Here is a 16,672-nt window from a genome sequence, read left to right on the forward strand (position 1 = left end):
ATGGTTATGAACACAAATACAATTAAAGTAGGCGCATTAGAAAGCGAAGCAATTTACATTTTTAGAGAAGTTGTTGCGCAGTTTGAGAATCCGGTATTGTTATTTTCAGGAGGAAAAGACAGTATTACTTTGGTAAGATTAGCTCAAAAAGCATTTTATCCAGGTAAGATTCCATTTCCTTTAATGCATATTGATACAGGTCATAATTTTCCAGAAACGATTGAATTTAGAGATCGTTTGGTGAAAGAATTAGGCGTAAAATTGATTGTAAGAAACGTACAAGATAATATTGATAACGGACGTGTAAAGGAAGAGCAAGGTAAGTATGCAAGTAGAAATATGTTGCAAACAGAAACTTTGTTAGATGCTATTGAAGAGTTTGGTTTTGATGCTTGTATTGGAGGAGCGAGAAGAGACGAAGAAAAAGCGAGAGCGAAAGAGCGTATTTTTTCAGTAAGAGATGATTTTGGTCAATGGGACGAAAAAAATCAACGTCCAGAATTGTTTGATATGTTAAATGGTAGAATTGATTTAGGTCAAAATGTACGTGTTTTTCCAATATCAAACTGGACAGAATTAGATGTTTGGTCGTATATCAAAGCAGAAGATATTGAAATTCCATCGATCTATTTTGCGCATAAAAGAAAAACATTTTTTAGAGATGGATTAATCTGGTCTGCGGATGATGAGATTGTATATAGAGATGAGGAAGAGGAAGTTGTAGAAAGAATGGTTCGATTTAGAACTGTAGGTGATATGAGTTGTACGGCAGCAGTTTTATCAACAGCAGTAGATATAGAAAAAGTAGTAGAAGAAATTAGAGATTCTTCAATTTCAGAAAGAGGAGCAAGAATTGATGATAAGCGTTCTGAAGCTGCAATGGAAAAAAGAAAACAACAAGGATATTTTTAAAGTTAAGAAGATGAACGTACTAAAAATAGCAACAGCAGGAAGTGTAGATGACGGTAAAAGTACCTTGATTGGTAGAATTTTATACGATACAAAATCATTAACAGATGATAAGTTAGAGGCAATTGAAGAAAAAAGTAGACAACGTGGTTTTGACTATTTAGATTTTTCTTTAGCAACTGACGGATTAGTAGCGGAAAGAGAACAAGGGATTACAATTGATGTAGCTCATATTTATTTTTCTACACCAAAAACTAGTTTCATTATTGCAGATACGCCAGGTCACGTAGAATATACAAGAAATATGGTTACAGGAGCTTCAAATTCACAAGCTTCAATTGTTTTAGTTGATGCAAGAAATGGAGTAGTAGAGCAAACATATCGTCACTTTTTTATCAATAATTTGTTGAGAGTAAAAAACGTAATTGTTGCTGTAAATAAAATGGATTTAGTTGATTTTTCTCAAGAAAAATTTAATCAAATTAAAGGAGAAATAGAATATCTTTCTTCTAAAAGCGAATATCAGAATCAGCAAATAACATTTATACCAATTTCTGCTTTACAGGGAGATAATGTAGTTGATAAATCGGATAAAATGGATTGGTATCAAGGAGAAACACTATTGAATTATTTAGAAGGTTTAGAGCCAGAAGATGTTCAAGAACAGTCTCAAACGCGTTTTCCTGTACAGAATGTTATTCGCCCTAAAACAGAAGATTATCATGATTATAGAGGATATGCTGGAAAAATTTATGGAGGTGATTTAACTGTTGGAGATGAAGTGACAGTTTTACCATCAGCAACAAAATCAAAAATAAAAAGTATTCAGTTTTTTGATAAAGAATATTTAAAAGCAAAAAGAGGAAGTTCTGTAAGCATCACTTTAGAAGATGATGTAAATGTAAGTAGAGGAGATATGTTAGTAAAGTCTGGCGAAGAACCAACAGTTACTAAGCAATTAGATGCTACTATTTGTTGGATGGATAAAGATCCTTTACAAGCGTCATCTAAATATTATATAAAACATGGTGTTAATGATGCGCAGGCAAAAATCATGAATTTATCGTCGATTATTCATACAGATTTTTCAGGAAAAACAGAAGATGTTTCTCAATTAACATTAAATCAAATTGGTGAAGTAAGCTTAAAGTTAAGCAAACAATTATTTGTGGATAGTTATGAAAATAACAAAGCAAATGGCGCCTTTATTTTAATCAACCCAAAAACAAACACAACAGCAGGAGTAGGCTTTATTAAGTAAGTTACTGTTAAAAAGATAAGAGTATGCAAAGTTTTAGAACAGAAATAGAAAACCCAGTTGTAGAAAAAGATATTATAGAATTAGCAGATAAAATTGCAAAGTTCAATAATTTACAAATCGACGAAGAAAAATTTAGAAGTCTACGTTTAGCTAGAGGTGTTTACGGTCAGCGTCAAGCAGGCGTTCAAATGATTCGTATAAAATTACCATATGGTAAAGTTAAGAGTAATCAATTAAGAAGAATTTCTGAAGTTTCGGACGAATATTCTAGAGGAAGATTACATATTACAACGCGTCAAGATATTCAAATTCATTACGTAGATTTAAATAGAACTCCAGAATTATGGGCAGAATTAGAGCGTGATGATGTTACCTTACGTGAAGCTTGTGGTAATGTTGTTAGAAATGTAACAGCATCAGAAACTGCAGGAATTGATGTAAACGAACCTTTTGATGTTTCTCCGTATGCAGATGCATTGTATAAATTCTTTTTACGTAATCCAATCTGTCAAGAAATGGGGCGTAAGTTTAAAGTTTCTTTTTCTTCTACGGATGAAGATACAGGTTTGTCTTATTTACATGATTTAGGATATATTGCTAAAATTCAAGATGGTGTTAGAGGTTTTAAAGTGATGGTAGCTGGTGGATTAGGTTCTCAACCTAGACATGCAGAAGTGTTATATGATTTTTTACCTTCTGATAAAATTATTCCAGTAATGGAAAGAGTTTTAAGAATTTTTGATCGTTTTGGTGAGCGTAAAAGTAGAGCGAAAGCAAGAATGAAATTCTTATTAAAAGATATCGGTTTAGAAGCTTTTAGAGAATTAATTGAACAAGAACAAAATGCAATAGAACTTAAAACAGTTGCTATTGATGCAGATTCTTATGTGCCATCTACTCCAGTTTCTGTAGATACGCCAAAAGTAGAAATTAAAGATCAAGCAGCATTTAATTTATGGAAATCAACCAATTTAATTCCACAAAAACAAGAAGGTTTTTATGGAATCGGAATTAAGGTTTTATTAGGAGATTTTTATACAGATAAAGCACGTTTATTAGCAGATTTAGTAGAAAAATATGCAGCAGGTGAAATTCGTTTAACATTACGTCAAAATATTGTTATACCGTTTGTTAAAGAAGATTTGATTCCGTATTTCTATCAAGAATTAGAAAAATTAGGTTTTGTAGAAGCTGGATATAATAAAGCAGTAGATATTACAGCGTGTCCAGGAACAGATACATGTAATTTAGGGATAGCAAGTAGTACAGGAATCGCAGAGGAATTAGAAAGAATGATTGCTGCTGAATATCCTCAATATTTAGAAAATCAAGATTTAGTTATTAAGATTAGTGGATGTATGAATGCTTGTGGACAACACAATATGGCAAACATAGGTTTTCAAGGGATGACAGTAAGAACTCCAGAAAAATTAGTTGCACCAGCTTTACAAGTTTTATTAGGCGGTGGTAATTTGGGTGATGGAAATGGAATTTTTGCTGATAAAGTTGTGAAAGTACCTGCTAGAAGAGGGCCAGAAGCTTTACGTAGAATTTTAAATGATTTTGAAGCCAACGCAAACGGAAAACAATTTGTTGACTATTATAAAGAAAAAGGTGAGAAATATTTTTATGATTTTTTAAACGATTTACAAGATGTTTCTAATTTAACTCAAGAAGATTTTATTGATTGGGGAGAAGAAGAAAAATATGTAAAAGAAATCGGAATTGGAGAATGTGCAGGTGTTGTTATTGATTTAATTGCAACATTATTCTTGGAAAGTGAAGAAAAAATAGACAATGCAAAAGAAGCTTTTGAAAACGGAGTGTATTCTGGAGCAATTTATTACGCATATCAATCTATAGTGAATTCTGCGAAAGCATCATTATTAGCAGAAAATAAGAAAACTAATACACACGCTAGTATTATTTCTCAATTTGATGAATTATTTGTTTCATCTGGGAAAATAGATTTAGGAGCTTCTTTTTCTGATGTGATTTATCAGATAAACAAGTATGCTCCAACTGCAGAATTTGCAGAGAAATATATAAAAGATGCAAATGTATTTTTACAAAAAGTAAGAGCGTGTAGAGAAGCTGAAACAGCTGTTGTAGAAAAAACGATATAATGATGAATTTAAATAAGCCAAAATTAACCATTGTTGGTGCAGGACCAGGAGATGTTGAGTTAATTACTTTAAAAGCGATTAATGCTTTAAGAGCTGCTGATGTGGTTTTATATGATGCTTTGGTAAATGATGAACTTTTAGGGTATGTAAATCCAGACGCAGAAATCATTTTTGTAGGAAAAAGAAGAGGTTGTTATAAATATCAACAAGAACAAATTAACGAATTAATAGTTGCAAGAGGTCATTCTCATGGGCATGTTATCAGGTTAAAAGGAGGAGATCCATTTATATTTGGTAGAGGTGCAGAAGAAATGGAGTATGCAGCAAAATATGGTTTAGAAGTATCGGTAGTTCCAGGAATTTCGTCTTCATTATCAGTTCCAGCTTATCAAAATATTCCGCTAACCAAACGAGGTATTTCAGAAAGCTTTTGGGTAATTACCGGTACAACTAAACAACATAAAATTTCTAGTGATGTTGCTATGGCAGCAAAAACAAATGCAACTGTTGTGATATTAATGGGAATGGGGAAATTATCTCAGATTGTTGAGATATTTAAAGGTGAAGGAAAAGAAGATTTACCTGTCGCAATTATTCAGAATGGAACTACTAAAGATGAAAAAGTAGGCATAGGAACTGTTTCTACGATAGAAAAAGTTGTTTATGAAAACGAGTTAAGCAATCCTGCAATTATTGTTTTAGGTGAAGTTGTAAATCATCGCGATGAATTACTTAAGGTACAAGAACAATATCAACAAGGTATTTTAGCGTAAAAAAGATGGAGAGAAATAATTTATATCCAATTTTTTTAAAAACTAATAACCTTCAAGTTTTAATTGTAGGTGGTGGGTTTGTTGCTGAAGAAAAATTAACTTTCTTGTTAAAATCAAGTCCAGATGCTAACGTTACAATTATTTCTCCAATGTTTAGAGAAGGTACCATAGCTTTAGCAAAAAAAGGAAATGTAACACTTGTCAATAAAAAATATAAAAAACGCTATTTAAAAGGAAAGCATATTGTTGTAGCAACGACAGATATCCCAAAAGTAAACGAAACGGTATATGCACATTGTAGAAAGAAAAATATTTTAGTAAATGTTGCTGATAATCCACCATATTGTGATTTTTATATGGGAGGAATTGTAACCAAAGGAAATGTAAAAGTGGCAATTTCTACAAACGGAAAATCGCCAACAACAGCAAAAAGATTACGTCAGTTTTTTGAGGAGGTAATTCCTGAAAATATTGATGATTTAGTGAAGAATTTAAACGAATATAGAAAAACCATCAAAGGAGACTTTGAGGAAAAAGTTGAAAAACTAAATGAATTTACGAAAAGTTTAGTTGAAAAAAAGTAGATTATGATTACAACAGATATATTAATTATAGGCGCAGGGCCAACAGGATTATTTACCGTTTTTGAAGCAGGATTGTTAAAATTACGTTGTCATTTAATTGATGCGTTAGCTCAACCTGGCGGACAATGTTCAGAGATTTATCCTAAGAAACCAATTTACGATATACCAGCATATCCAGAAATTTTAGCAGGAGATTTAACTGATAATTTATTAGAACAAATTAAGCAGTTTGAACCTGGTTTTACAATGGGTGAGCGTGCAGAAACGATAGAGAAGCAAGATGATGGTTCTTTTATTGTAACAACAAATAAAGGAACAAAACACCAAGCACCAATTGTTGCGATTGCTGGTGGTTTAGGTAGTTTTGAACCTAGAAAACCAAAGTTAGAAAACCTAGAAAAGTTAGAAGATAAGGGTGTAGAATATATTATTAAAGAGCCAGAATTATATAGAGATAAAGATGTTGTAATTGCTGGTGGTGGAGATTCTGCTTTAGATTGGTCTATCTTTTTAACGGATGTTGCAAAATCGGTAACGTTAATTCATAGAAGAAATGAATTTAGAGGAGCGTTAGATTCTGTAGAAAAAGTACAAGAATTAAAGAATTTAGGAAAGATAAATCTAATAACTCCAGCTGAAGTTGTAGGTATATTAGGGGAAGATAAAGTTTCTGGAGTTGTTGTTCAGAAAAAAGGAGAAGATGCATTTATTGTTGATACAGATCATTTTATTCCGTTATTCGGTTTATCACCAAAATTAGGGCCAATTGCTAATTGGGGATTAGAAATTGAGAAAAATGCTATAAAAGTTAACAATGCTTTAGACTATCAAACAAATATTCCCGGTATATTTGCAATCGGAGATGTAAATACGTATCCAGGAAAGTTAAAGTTGATTTTATGTGGATTTCACGAAGCAACTTTAATGTGTCAAAGTGCGTATAAAATCATTCATCCAAATAAAAAGTATGTAATGAAATATACAACAGTTGGTGGTGTTACTGGTTTTGACGGAACCAAAAAAGAAGCGCCAAAAGCAGTTGTTAAAGCGATAGATTAGTGAGTGATATTAACATAAAAATAACCGATAGAGAAGGAGTTGTACACGAAGTTGTAGCACCTACAGATATGGCAATGAATTTGATGGAAGTAGTTCGTTCTTACGAGCTTGCTCCAGAAGGAACCATTGGTGTTTGTGGAGGTATGGCAATGTGTGCTTCTTGTCAGTGTTACGTGAATTCCGATCATGAATTAAATGAAGTGACTGACGATGAAGATGCAATGTTAGCAGAAGCATTTGATGTAGAAGATAATAGTAGATTAGGTTGTCAAATACAAATGACCCCTAATTTAGAAGGATTGGAAGTAACTTTAGCTCCAGAATCATAATGAAAGTAGAAGAAATTACACGTTTGAGAAGCTATAATGTTTGTTTAAAAGACACCGTAGAAAAATTCACAAAACAATTGTTTTATGCATTGTTTGATGAAGTTTATAAAAGTGCTCATAAAGAAGAAATTGAACAGCTTTTTTGTGCAATTTCTTCAAAACTTAACATTAAAGATTTAAAAGGTATTTGGTCAGTTTACACAACTAGTTTTTTAGAAATTAGAGAAGCGTTAGATTTAGACGCAAATGCTTTTAATAATACAGATCCGGCTTGTAAAAGTTTAGAGGAAGTATATTTAGCGTATCCTGGTTTTTATGCAATAGTTATTCATAGATTAAGTCATCAATTATACAAATTAGAGGTGCCGATTTTACCTAGAATGATGAGCGAGTTTGCACATAGTTTAACAGGTACAGATATTCATCCAGGAGCGGTCATTGGAAAATCATTTTTTATTGATCACGCAACAGGAATTGTTATTGGAGAAACGACTGTGATTAAAGATGACGTGAAAATTTATCAAGGAGTTACTTTAGGCGGAATCCAAGTTGCTAAGAATTTAGCTTCCACAAAGAGGCATCCAACGATAGAAAATAATGTAACTATATACGCAAATGCTACTATTTTAGGTGGTGATGTTGTAATTGGTGAGAATTCTATTATTGGAGCTAATGTTTGTGTAACTGAATCTATTCCAGAAAATTCTTTAGTAATTGAGCAATCAGAGAATAAAATCATAAAAAGAAAGTCCTAAGATGAAGACAAAAAGTATTATCGATTTTGTAGGAAATACTCCTTTAGTTGAGGTTAGAAATATCTTAAAAAAAGAGGGTGTACGATTATTACTGAAACTTGAAGGAAATAATCCAGGTGGAAGTGTAAAAGATAGAGCTGCTTTTAATATGATTTCTGAAGCGCTTAAAAGACAAAACATAAGAGAAGGTGATACTTTAGTAGAAGCTACTAGTGGAAATACAGGTATTGCTTTGGCTTTAATGGCAAAGGTTTTAGGTGTAAATATGGTACTTGTTTTACCGGAAAACTCTACTCCAGAACGAATTAAAACGATGAGAGCTTATGGAGCGGAAGTTGTTTTGACACCACAGGATTTAGGTATGGAAGGAGCAAGAGATCATGCCTTAGATTTAAAGTATAAGAAAGGATATTTTAGATTGAATCAGTTTGATAATAACGATAATTTTAAAGCACATTATAAAACTACTGGGCCAGAAATTTGGAACGATACTGAAGGCCAAGTAACACATTTTGTTTCTGCTATGGGAACAACAGGAACCATAATGGGTGTTTCTGATTTCTTAAAAGAACAAAATAAAGATATCACTATTATTGGAGCTCAACCCAAAGAAGGTTCTAGAATACCAGGAATTAGAAAATGGTCTGAAGATTATAAACCTGCTATTTTTAATGCTAAAAAAGTAGATCAAGTTATAGAAGTTGGAGAAGAAGATGCTAGAAATATGACACAGCGATTAGCTAAGGAAGAAGGAATATTTTCTGGAATGAGTAGTGGTGGAGCAGTTTATTCTGCTTTAGAACTAGCTAAAACAATAGACAAAGGCGTAATTGTTGCTATTATCTGTGATAGAGGAGACAGATACTTGTCTTCTGATTTGTTTGAGTAGTATTTTTTTGTCATTCCTGCAAAAGCAGGAATCTATACCTAAAATTGTTAAAAGGGCTTCTGCTTTCGTAGGAATTAACAAAATGAAGATTTTAATAGAGTTATAAACTAACTATTCAAAAAACTTTTCAACTCCTCATAAGTTCCAATCTTTAAAGCTTCTTTTTCTTTATCAATAACTGATTTTATTTGCTCAGGAATTTCAACTTCTACAGGTAGCGTTTCTGTAACAACATCTAAAAATTTTACTGGATGTGCCGTTTCTAAGAAAATTCCGAATTGCTCTTCTGTTATTTTATATTCTTTTAAACCTAAATACCCTACAGCTCCGTGAGGATCTGCAACATAATTAGCGTTTTTATAGATGTCTTTCATAGCAACTTTCGTTGCTTCATCCGTAAAAGAATAAGAAGAAAAAGCAGTTTTTAATGCTTCTAAATCGTTATTAAATAATTCTTGAATCCTGATAAAATTACTTGGATTTCCAACATCCATAGCATTAGAAATTGTTGCTTTAGATGGTTTTGGATTGTAAACGCCGTCTACTAAATAATTAGGAACGGTGTCATTAACATTGGTTGCAGCAATAAATTGTTTTACTGGTAGTCCTAATTTTTGCGCCATTAAACCGGCACAAATATTTCCGAAATTTCCACTTGGTACAGAAAAAACAACTTCTTTATTCTTTTTATATACTTGTTTGTAAGCAAAGAAAAAATAAAACATTTGTGGTAGCCAACGTGCAATATTTATTGAATTTGCTGAAGTTAAGGTTCTAGGAATATCACTATCTAAAAAAGCAGTTTTCACCATTTCTTGACAATCATCAAAAACGCCATCAACTTCTAACGCTTTAATATTTTGACCTAAAGTTGTTAATTGCTTTTCTTGAATATCACTCACTTTTCCGCTAGGATATAAAATAACTACATCTACACCTTTAACACCTAAAAATCCGTTTGCTACAGCACCTCCAGTGTCACCAGAAGTAGCAACCAAAACAGTAATCTGATTGTTGTTATTTCTATTAAAATAGCCTAAACAACGTGCCATAAATCGTGCACCAACATCTTTAAATGCCATGGTAGGACCATGAAATAATTCTAAAGTTCCGATGTTTTTTTCAATCTCAACTACAGGAAAATCAAAGTTGATCGTTTCTTTAATAATCTGTTGTAAAACATCTTTTGGAATTTCATCACCAACAAATTGTTTAATCGCTTCGTAAGCAATTTCTTCATTAGAATAATCACCAATAGTATCAATAAACTCCTTAGAGATTGGCGTGATGTTTTCTGGAAAATAAATACCTCTATCTGGCGCTAATCCTTTAACAACAGCTTCTTGAAAACTTACTTTTGGTGATTTATGATGTAAACTATAGTAGTTCATTTTTTTTGTCTTTAGTGCTAGTTACATTTCTAATAACTAAGAAATTATTTTCACTCCTTCTGTACTAATTTTAGAAGTAAATAAATTATAATCTATATTTTTATTTTGATATGCTTTGTCAATCGCATTGTATACTTTTTCAGCAATTTCATCACCTTTACAAAGTGCAAAAATTGTAGGTCCAGAACCTGATATTCCAGCACCTAATGCTCCAGCTTTGATAGCTTCACTTTTCACTAAATCAAAATGTGGAATTAAATGTTTTCTTGCTGGCTCTACAATAACGTCGGTTAATGAATTGGAAATTAAGTTATAATCATTGGAATGTAAACCGCTAATTAATCCACCAACATTTGCCCACTGAGTTACAGCATCCTTTAAAGGAACGTCTTTCGGTAAAACATCTCTTGCGTCTTTTGTTTTAACTTCTATTTGAGGATGAATTCCAACAACTCGTAATTCACTCGGAACTGGTAATTTAATGATGTCTAATGGATGATAACTTCTAATCAATACAAATCCTCCGAAAATTACTCCTGCAACATTATCAGCGATTTGTGTACCACAGGCAGCTTCTTCACCTAACATAGCAAATTGAGTTAACTCTAATTGACTAAAAGGTTTGCCTAATAATTCGTTTACACCAAAAGCTGCTCCGGCAGCACTCGCTGCGCTACTACCCAATCCACTACCAGGAGAAAAACCTTTATGCATGGTCATGGTAATTCCAAAATCTACTGAATGTTTTTCTAGCATTGCTAAAGCAACAACGCCAGCAGCATTATTTTCTGCTTCGACAGGTAAATTAGCACCAGTTATTAAAGATATTTTTACACCTTTATCCTTGGTTTTAGTAAATGTCATTTCATCTCCTAACGCATCAATTGCTAGCCCTAAAGAGTCAAATCCACAGGAAACATTTGCAACAGTAGCAGGAGAAAATATTTTTAATTCATCCATAATTTAATTATTACCAATTCTAATTACATCTGCAAATACACCTGAAGCAGTAACTTCTGCACCAGCACCAGCACCTTTTATCTGTAAAGGATTTACAGGATATCTGTCTGTAAAAAACAATACAATATTATCACTTCCTTCTAAATTATAAAATGGATGATCTGAAGGAATATGTTGTAAGCCAACATTAGCTTTTCCGTTTTCAAACTCGGCAACATATTTTAATCGACAATTTTTATCGTTTGCTTCCTTAAATATTTGCTGAAATTGATTTTCAAATTCAGTTAACGACGCGTAAAAATCGTCATTATTAGTAGTTTCTAAGCTTTTTTCTGGTAAAAATGCATTGTTCTTAATATCTGAAAGTTCTAAGTTATAAACACTTTCACGAGCAAGAATCAATATTTTTCTGGCAACATCAATTCCACTTAAGTCAATTTTAGGATCTGGTTCTGTAAATCCTTCTGCTTGAGCGGCAGCAACTACATCGTGAAATGTATTTGTATCATTAAAATTATTGAAAACATAATTTAAGGTTCCAGATAAAACAGCTTGAATTTTATGAACTCTATCGCCTGATGCAACTAAGTTTTTCAAGGTGTCAATTATCGGTAAACCAGCACCAACATTAGTTTCAAATAGGAAAGGAGCATTGTATTTAGTAGAAATACTCTTTAAATTTTTATAATTATCTAAATTAGAAGCACAAGCGATTTTATTACAAGTTACTACAGCAATGCTTTGTAGTAAATATTTCTCATATACTTCAGAAACTTTTTGATTTGCAGTATTATCTATAAAGACAGAATTACGGAAATTCAACGATTTTGTTCTATCAAAAAAGGATTCTAACGTTGTTGGTTCGCCAGAATCTAATTGTTCTTTCCAGTTCGATAAATCGATTCCTTTTTCATTGAAAACCATTTTTCTAGAATTAGAAATTCCAATAACACGAATCTTTAATTTTAAATTTTTCTTAAGGTAAGAAGCTTGTTTTTGAACTACTTCTAAAAAACGTTCGCCAACATTTCCAACACCAGTAACAAAAAGGTTTAGTTGTTTTATTTTTTCTTCAAAAAACTGCTCATGCAAGGTGTTTAATGCTTTTTTTGCATCAGAACTATTAATTACAGCCGAAATGTTTTTTTCTGAGGCTCCTTGAGCAATCGCTCTTATATTTACGTTATTTCTACCTAAAGCGCTAAACATTTGACCACTTAAACCTTGATGATTTTTCATGTTGTCACCCACTAAAGCTATAATTGCTAAGTCACTTTCAATAGAAACTGGTTTTATCTTTTTACGCTGAATTTCATATTCAAAAACATCGTCTAATAAATCTTTTGCTTTTGTAGCATCTTGATCGTAAATACCTATACAAATAGAATGTTCTGAAGAGGCTTGAGTGATAAAAACAATGTTAATATTGTGTAAAGAAAGATTTTCGAACATTCGTTTAGAAAAACCAGGTACACCAACCATTCCGCTACCTTCCAAAGTAATTAAGCTTATGTTTTCTATATGTGAAATTCCTTTTACAGCTCTGTTATTTTTTGAATCTTTAGAGATTAATGTTCCTTCGTTTTCAGGGTCAAATGTATTTTTAATTCTGATTGGAATTTGTTTTTGTAAAACAGGTTGAATTGTTGGTGGATACAATACTTTTGCACCAAAGTGCGATAATTCCATTGCTTCTTGATATGAAATCTGAGTAATTGCAAATGCTTGTTTTACAACTCTTGGATTTGCGGTGTACATTCCACTAACATCTGTCCAAATCTGTAATTCGTTAGCGTCTAAAGCTGAAGCATAAATAGCTGCAGAGTAATCTGATCCTCCACGACCTAAAGTTGTTGTTTCGCCGTTTTTATTGCTAGAAATAAATCCGCCTAAAATGGTTACTTGTTTGTTATTTGAATTAAAAAAGTCTTCAATATTTTTATTAGTTGTATTAAAATCAACATGTGCATCTACATATACATCATTAGTAGAAATCAATTCTCTACTATCTTTATGTGTTGCATCAAGCTCATTTTTTGCAGCTTCAGCAATAATATAAGAAGATAATTGCTCACCAAAACTAGCAATAGTTCCTAATGCTTTTGGAGATAATTCTTTTAATAAATGAACACCATCATAAATAGAACTTAAACTTTCTAAAAGAGTATTAACTGTTTCTTTTACAGAGGTTTGATTTTCTTTATTGATTAAATCATCAATAACAGAAAAGTGTAATTCTTTTAATTCTGAGACTAATTTTTTAGCTTCAGAAATGTTTGTTAAAGCAGCATCAGCAGCAGCTAATAATTTATCGGTAGTTTTTCCAAAAGCAGAAACGACTACTATTGTTTTTTCTTTATTAGAAACTTGTTTTACAATTTGTAAAACTTGCTTTATGTTTATTTGATTGGCTACAGATGATCCGCCAAATTTTAAAACTTTCATTGTATTTTTATAAGAAATTAATATTGTTTTTTTGTTTAGTTATCTGTTTTTGTTCTTTCAAAAATATAACCTAACCTAGCTGATATGTATAGTTTAAACCCCTAAAGGGTAGTTGTTGTGTTTGTTGTAGATCCAAAAGAAATCGTTACAGCCGTTGTAGCTGTAGTAGAAGTAATTGTATTTCTTTTGTTAAAAATCATGCATCAAAAGTATATCTATTTTTTTTTTGATAAAATGTTTTTGTTGTTTTTTTTGTGAAAACTGGTAATTAATATCAATCTAATAATGAAAACTCTAATAAATTCGAAATTTTAATTATTTACCTCTTTTTTTTACTTTTTCTTTAATGATCTCTGCAATAGGTTTATTCTCTATCTTGCTCTCTAGCCAAGAAAGGATATCTAAATATAAAAAGGCTCTTTTCTCATAAGGATGATTTTCAAAAACCTTTAAACGAGTATGGATTTTTTTGAATTCCTTCTTTATTTCATGTGGAAAAACATCACTTAAAGATCTAATAGAAACAATAAATTCTTTTTGCACCTCTTGCAAATTTTCCATCTTAAGTAAAAACTTAAACGTATCTTTAAATTGCCTTTCTAGATGATAATCTAATCCACATTCATAATGTGCAATTAAATTTAAAACCCTAGCAAAACATTGTAAATCCTCACCAACATAGAGTTTTTTAGCATTAATTATTTTTGATAAATACTCGATACATTTTTTATTTTCTCCCATACCAAAATAGAGGCAGGCAATTTTATAGTTCAAAATAGTGGTATGATGTTTATCTAATCGATGACTGTATTCTTTTATTTTTTGATTGATTTCATCAACTAAATATTCACCTTCTGCAAAAGTTCCATTTAAAAAATGTTTATGTAACTGATTTGAATGATAATATTGAAAAATTAATAAATCTGTATTTCTGTTTTTAGGAATAAGGTCATTTTCTATTTCATATTCAAATTGTGTAAGTTCTTTATCAAACTCTTCATTTTTTTGGATAAAAAATAAAGCCTCTAATAAATAATTTTTCCCTTTTAAATAGAAAACTGGATGTACCGTTATGTTTTTAGGATTGTCTTTAAAAAGATATACCCATTTATGTGCATATTTATAACTCTGTAGAAAATCTTGCGTTAATAAACTTCTCCATAAATGCGCTTTATATAGCCAAAGTTTTTCACGAAAACCAAAGTTTTTAAATTCGTATGAAGGCAATCTTGCATCAAAATATTCATTGACTTTCGTAAACTCAACATCATTTTTCACATATCCGGTTTTTAATAAAATACCGTAGAGTTGTAATGATAAATTTGATAATTTACTAGTGATGACATTTTGCTGACTAAGTTCTTTTGCTTGTATTGTAAGCTCGTCTGCTCTTGTATCAATACTTCGTGTAATGTATTGACTTTCAATAACTTTTTCAAGCTCAACAATTTCGTATGCAATGTTTTTTTCTTCATTATCCAGCGCCATAGTTTTGGCTTTGTCTAATAATTTTAAACTTTGTTTATATAATCCTTTTTGATATAAAACCGTGGCAAAATCTAATTGTTCTCTAATCTGAATTCGTATATTTTTATGCGCCGGATTCATTCGTAAACTAATTAAAAGCTGCTTATATAAATGTGCTTTTAAGTTAGAAAGTTGCTGTTTACTAACAATTCCACTGCTAATAATGCTCTTTTCATCATAGGTTTTTTGCTTTTCTAAAAATTTAAAAAGCGAAAAGAATTTTGCATCTACATTTCCCTCTAACCGCCCTACATAAAGGTTAAATTGCCTCTTTTCAGATTTTGATAAAGATTTTATCAAAATAAAAAGAGAATCCTTTTGTTGGTTGGCTGCTGTAACGAATTTATTCATAAAAAATTGATTTACAGTTTTTTATATGGGTGATTAAAAGGTTTAATGTCGTAATACATAAGATTAAAAATACTCGTTTGGAAAGCCAATATATACATTTGTTTTAATAGAATAAAGCAAAAGTAGAATGAAGGATAACAAAGTCCAAATTTTTGATACCACACTTAGAGACGGAGAACAAGTTCCGGGGTGTAAATTAGATACAACAGAAAAACTAATTATCGCCGAACGATTAGACCTTTTAGGTGTTGATATTATAGAGGCTGGTTTTCCTGTTTCGAGTCCAGGAGATTTCAAATCTGTTGAAGAAATTGCTAAAATTGTAAAAAACGCAACAGTTTGTGGTTTAACCAGAGCCGTTAAAAAAGATATTGAAGTTGCTGCAGAAGCATTAAAACATGCTAGAATCCCTAGGATTCATACAGGTATTGGTACTAGTGATTCTCATATAAAATATAAATTCAAAACTTCTCAAGAAGAAGTTATTAGAAGAGGAAAAGAAGCGGTAGCATATGCAAAGAATTTTGTAGATGACGTAGAGTTTTACGCAGAAGACGCTGGTAGAACAGATAATGCTTTTTTAGCAAAAGTTTGTGAGGAAGTTATAAAGTCTGGTGCTACAGTTTTAAACATTCCTGATACTACAGGATATTGCTTGCCTGAAGAATATGGAGCGAAAATCAAGTATTTAAAAGATAACGTTAAAGGGATTGAGAATGTAATAATTTCTTGTCACTGTCATAATGATTTAGGATTAGCAACAGCCAATTCTATTGCAGGAGCAATTAACGGAGCACGTCAAATAGAATGTACAATAAATGGTATTGGTGAGCGTGCAGGAAATACAGCGTTAGAAGAAGTTGTAATGATCTTAAAACAACACCCATATTTAAATTTAGAAACAGACATTAATGCGAAGCTATTGTATGATACAAGTAGAATGGTAAGTGAGAAAATGGGTATGTTTGTTCAGCCAAACAAAGCTATTGTTGGTGCAAATGCGTTTGCGCATAGTTCTGGAATACATCAAGATGGAGTCATAAAAAATAGAGAAACCTATGAAATTATGGATCCAGAAGATGTAGGTGTTACAGAAAGTGCAATTGTACTTACGGCAAGAAGTGGTAGAGCTGCGCTAGCGTATAGAGCAAAAAAGATTGGGTACGAATTAACTAAAGTTCAGTTAGATTCTGCGTATCAATCATTTTTACAATATGCTGATAAACAAAAAGAAGTGATTGATAATGATCTTCATTTAATTATGAAAGAAGTCAATAAAACATCAAAAATTGCAATGGCTTAATTAATATAGT

General features: G+C 31.5%; 14 protein-coding genes. 10 read left to right on the top strand and 4 right to left on the bottom strand.

Annotated features, from left to right (window positions below):
- Nucleotides 1-6: 6 nt before the first annotated feature.
- Genes cysD through cysM form a run of 9 tightly spaced genes read left to right on the top strand, consistent with a single transcriptional unit; the run spans nt 7 to nt 8,685 of the window.
- Complete coding sequence (cysD, locus tag OD91_RS12690; protein ID WP_144896750.1) at nt 7-912, top strand: sulfate adenylyltransferase subunit CysD; 906 nt, start codon at nt 7-9, stop codon at nt 910-912.
- Nucleotides 913-922: 10 nt separating this feature from the next.
- Nucleotides 923-2,170: a sulfate adenylyltransferase subunit 1 gene (locus tag OD91_RS12695; protein ID WP_144896751.1), complete on the top strand. Its 1,248-nt coding sequence runs from the start codon at nt 923-925 to the stop codon at nt 2,168-2,170.
- 23 nt (nt 2,171-2,193) lie between these two features.
- Nucleotides 2,194-4,296: a HEPN domain-containing protein gene (locus OD91_RS12700; RefSeq protein ID WP_144896752.1), complete on the top strand. Its 2,103-nt coding sequence runs from the start codon at nt 2,194-2,196 to the stop codon at nt 4,294-4,296.
- A gap of 2 nt (nt 4,297-4,298) precedes the next feature.
- The gene (gene cobA, locus OD91_RS12705; protein WP_144896753.1) at nt 4,299-5,069 is read left to right on the top strand and encodes a uroporphyrinogen-III C-methyltransferase; all 771 of its coding nucleotides are present in this window, start codon (nt 4,299-4,301) and stop codon (nt 5,067-5,069) included.
- 5 nt (nt 5,070-5,074) lie between these two features.
- A complete protein-coding gene (locus OD91_RS12710) occupies nt 5,075-5,653 on the top strand; it encodes a bifunctional precorrin-2 dehydrogenase/sirohydrochlorin ferrochelatase (RefSeq protein WP_144896754.1) in 579 nt (192 codons plus the stop codon).
- Nucleotides 5,654-5,656: 3 nt separating this feature from the next.
- Nucleotides 5,657-6,712, top strand: a complete 1,056-nt coding sequence (locus OD91_RS12715) for an NAD(P)/FAD-dependent oxidoreductase (protein ID WP_144896755.1) — start codon at nt 5,657-5,659, stop codon at nt 6,710-6,712.
- Nucleotides 6,712-7,041 carry a 2Fe-2S iron-sulfur cluster-binding protein gene (locus tag OD91_RS12720; protein WP_144896756.1) on the top strand — a complete coding sequence of 110 codons (330 nt, stop codon included), beginning with the start codon at nt 6,712-6,714 and terminating at the stop codon, nt 7,039-7,041. Before OD91_RS12715 ends, OD91_RS12720 begins: the two co-directional genes overlap by 1 nt.
- Nucleotides 7,041-7,796, top strand: a complete 756-nt coding sequence (gene epsC / locus OD91_RS12725) for a serine O-acetyltransferase EpsC (protein ID WP_144896757.1) — start codon at nt 7,041-7,043, stop codon at nt 7,794-7,796. The genes OD91_RS12720 and epsC overlap by 1 nt, the downstream gene beginning before the upstream one ends.
- Nucleotide 7,797: 1 nt before the next feature.
- Nucleotides 7,798-8,685, top strand: a complete 888-nt coding sequence (gene cysM / locus OD91_RS12730) for a cysteine synthase CysM (protein ID WP_144896758.1) — start codon at nt 7,798-7,800, stop codon at nt 8,683-8,685.
- Nucleotides 8,686-8,792: 107 nt separating this feature from the next.
- On the opposite strand, the gene thrC is transcribed toward cysM, so the two are convergent.
- The 4 genes from thrC to OD91_RS12750 all read right to left on the bottom strand — a co-directional run bounded on the left by thrC (nt 8,793) and on the right by OD91_RS12750 (nt 15,359).
- Nucleotides 8,793-10,076 carry a threonine synthase gene (gene thrC, locus OD91_RS12735; protein WP_144896759.1) on the bottom strand — a complete coding sequence of 428 codons (1,284 nt, stop codon included), beginning with the start codon at nt 10,074-10,076 and terminating at the stop codon, nt 8,793-8,795.
- A 36-nt stretch (nt 10,077-10,112) separates the two neighbouring features.
- Complete coding sequence (locus OD91_RS12740) at nt 10,113-11,036, bottom strand: homoserine kinase (protein ID WP_144896760.1); 924 nt, start codon at nt 11,034-11,036, stop codon at nt 10,113-10,115.
- Between the two features lie 3 nt (nt 11,037-11,039).
- Complete coding sequence (thrA, locus tag OD91_RS12745) at nt 11,040-13,481, bottom strand: bifunctional aspartate kinase/homoserine dehydrogenase I (RefSeq protein ID WP_144896761.1); 2,442 nt, start codon at nt 13,479-13,481, stop codon at nt 11,040-11,042.
- 315 nt (nt 13,482-13,796) lie between these two features.
- Complete coding sequence (locus tag OD91_RS12750) at nt 13,797-15,359, bottom strand: hypothetical protein (protein ID WP_144896762.1); 1,563 nt, start codon at nt 15,357-15,359, stop codon at nt 13,797-13,799.
- Nucleotides 15,360-15,486: 127 nt separating this feature from the next.
- On the opposite strand from OD91_RS12750, the gene OD91_RS12755 reads away from it, so the two are divergent.
- On the top strand, nt 15,487-16,662 hold the full coding sequence (locus tag OD91_RS12755; protein WP_144896763.1) for a 2-isopropylmalate synthase: 1,176 nt from the start codon (nt 15,487-15,489) through the stop codon (nt 16,660-16,662).
- The last annotated feature ends 10 nt before the right edge of the window (nt 16,663-16,672 follow it).

The sequence above is a fragment of the Lutibacter sp. Hel_I_33_5 genome (assembly GCF_007827455.1).
Lineage (GTDB): Bacteria > Bacteroidota > Bacteroidia > Flavobacteriales > Flavobacteriaceae > Polaribacter.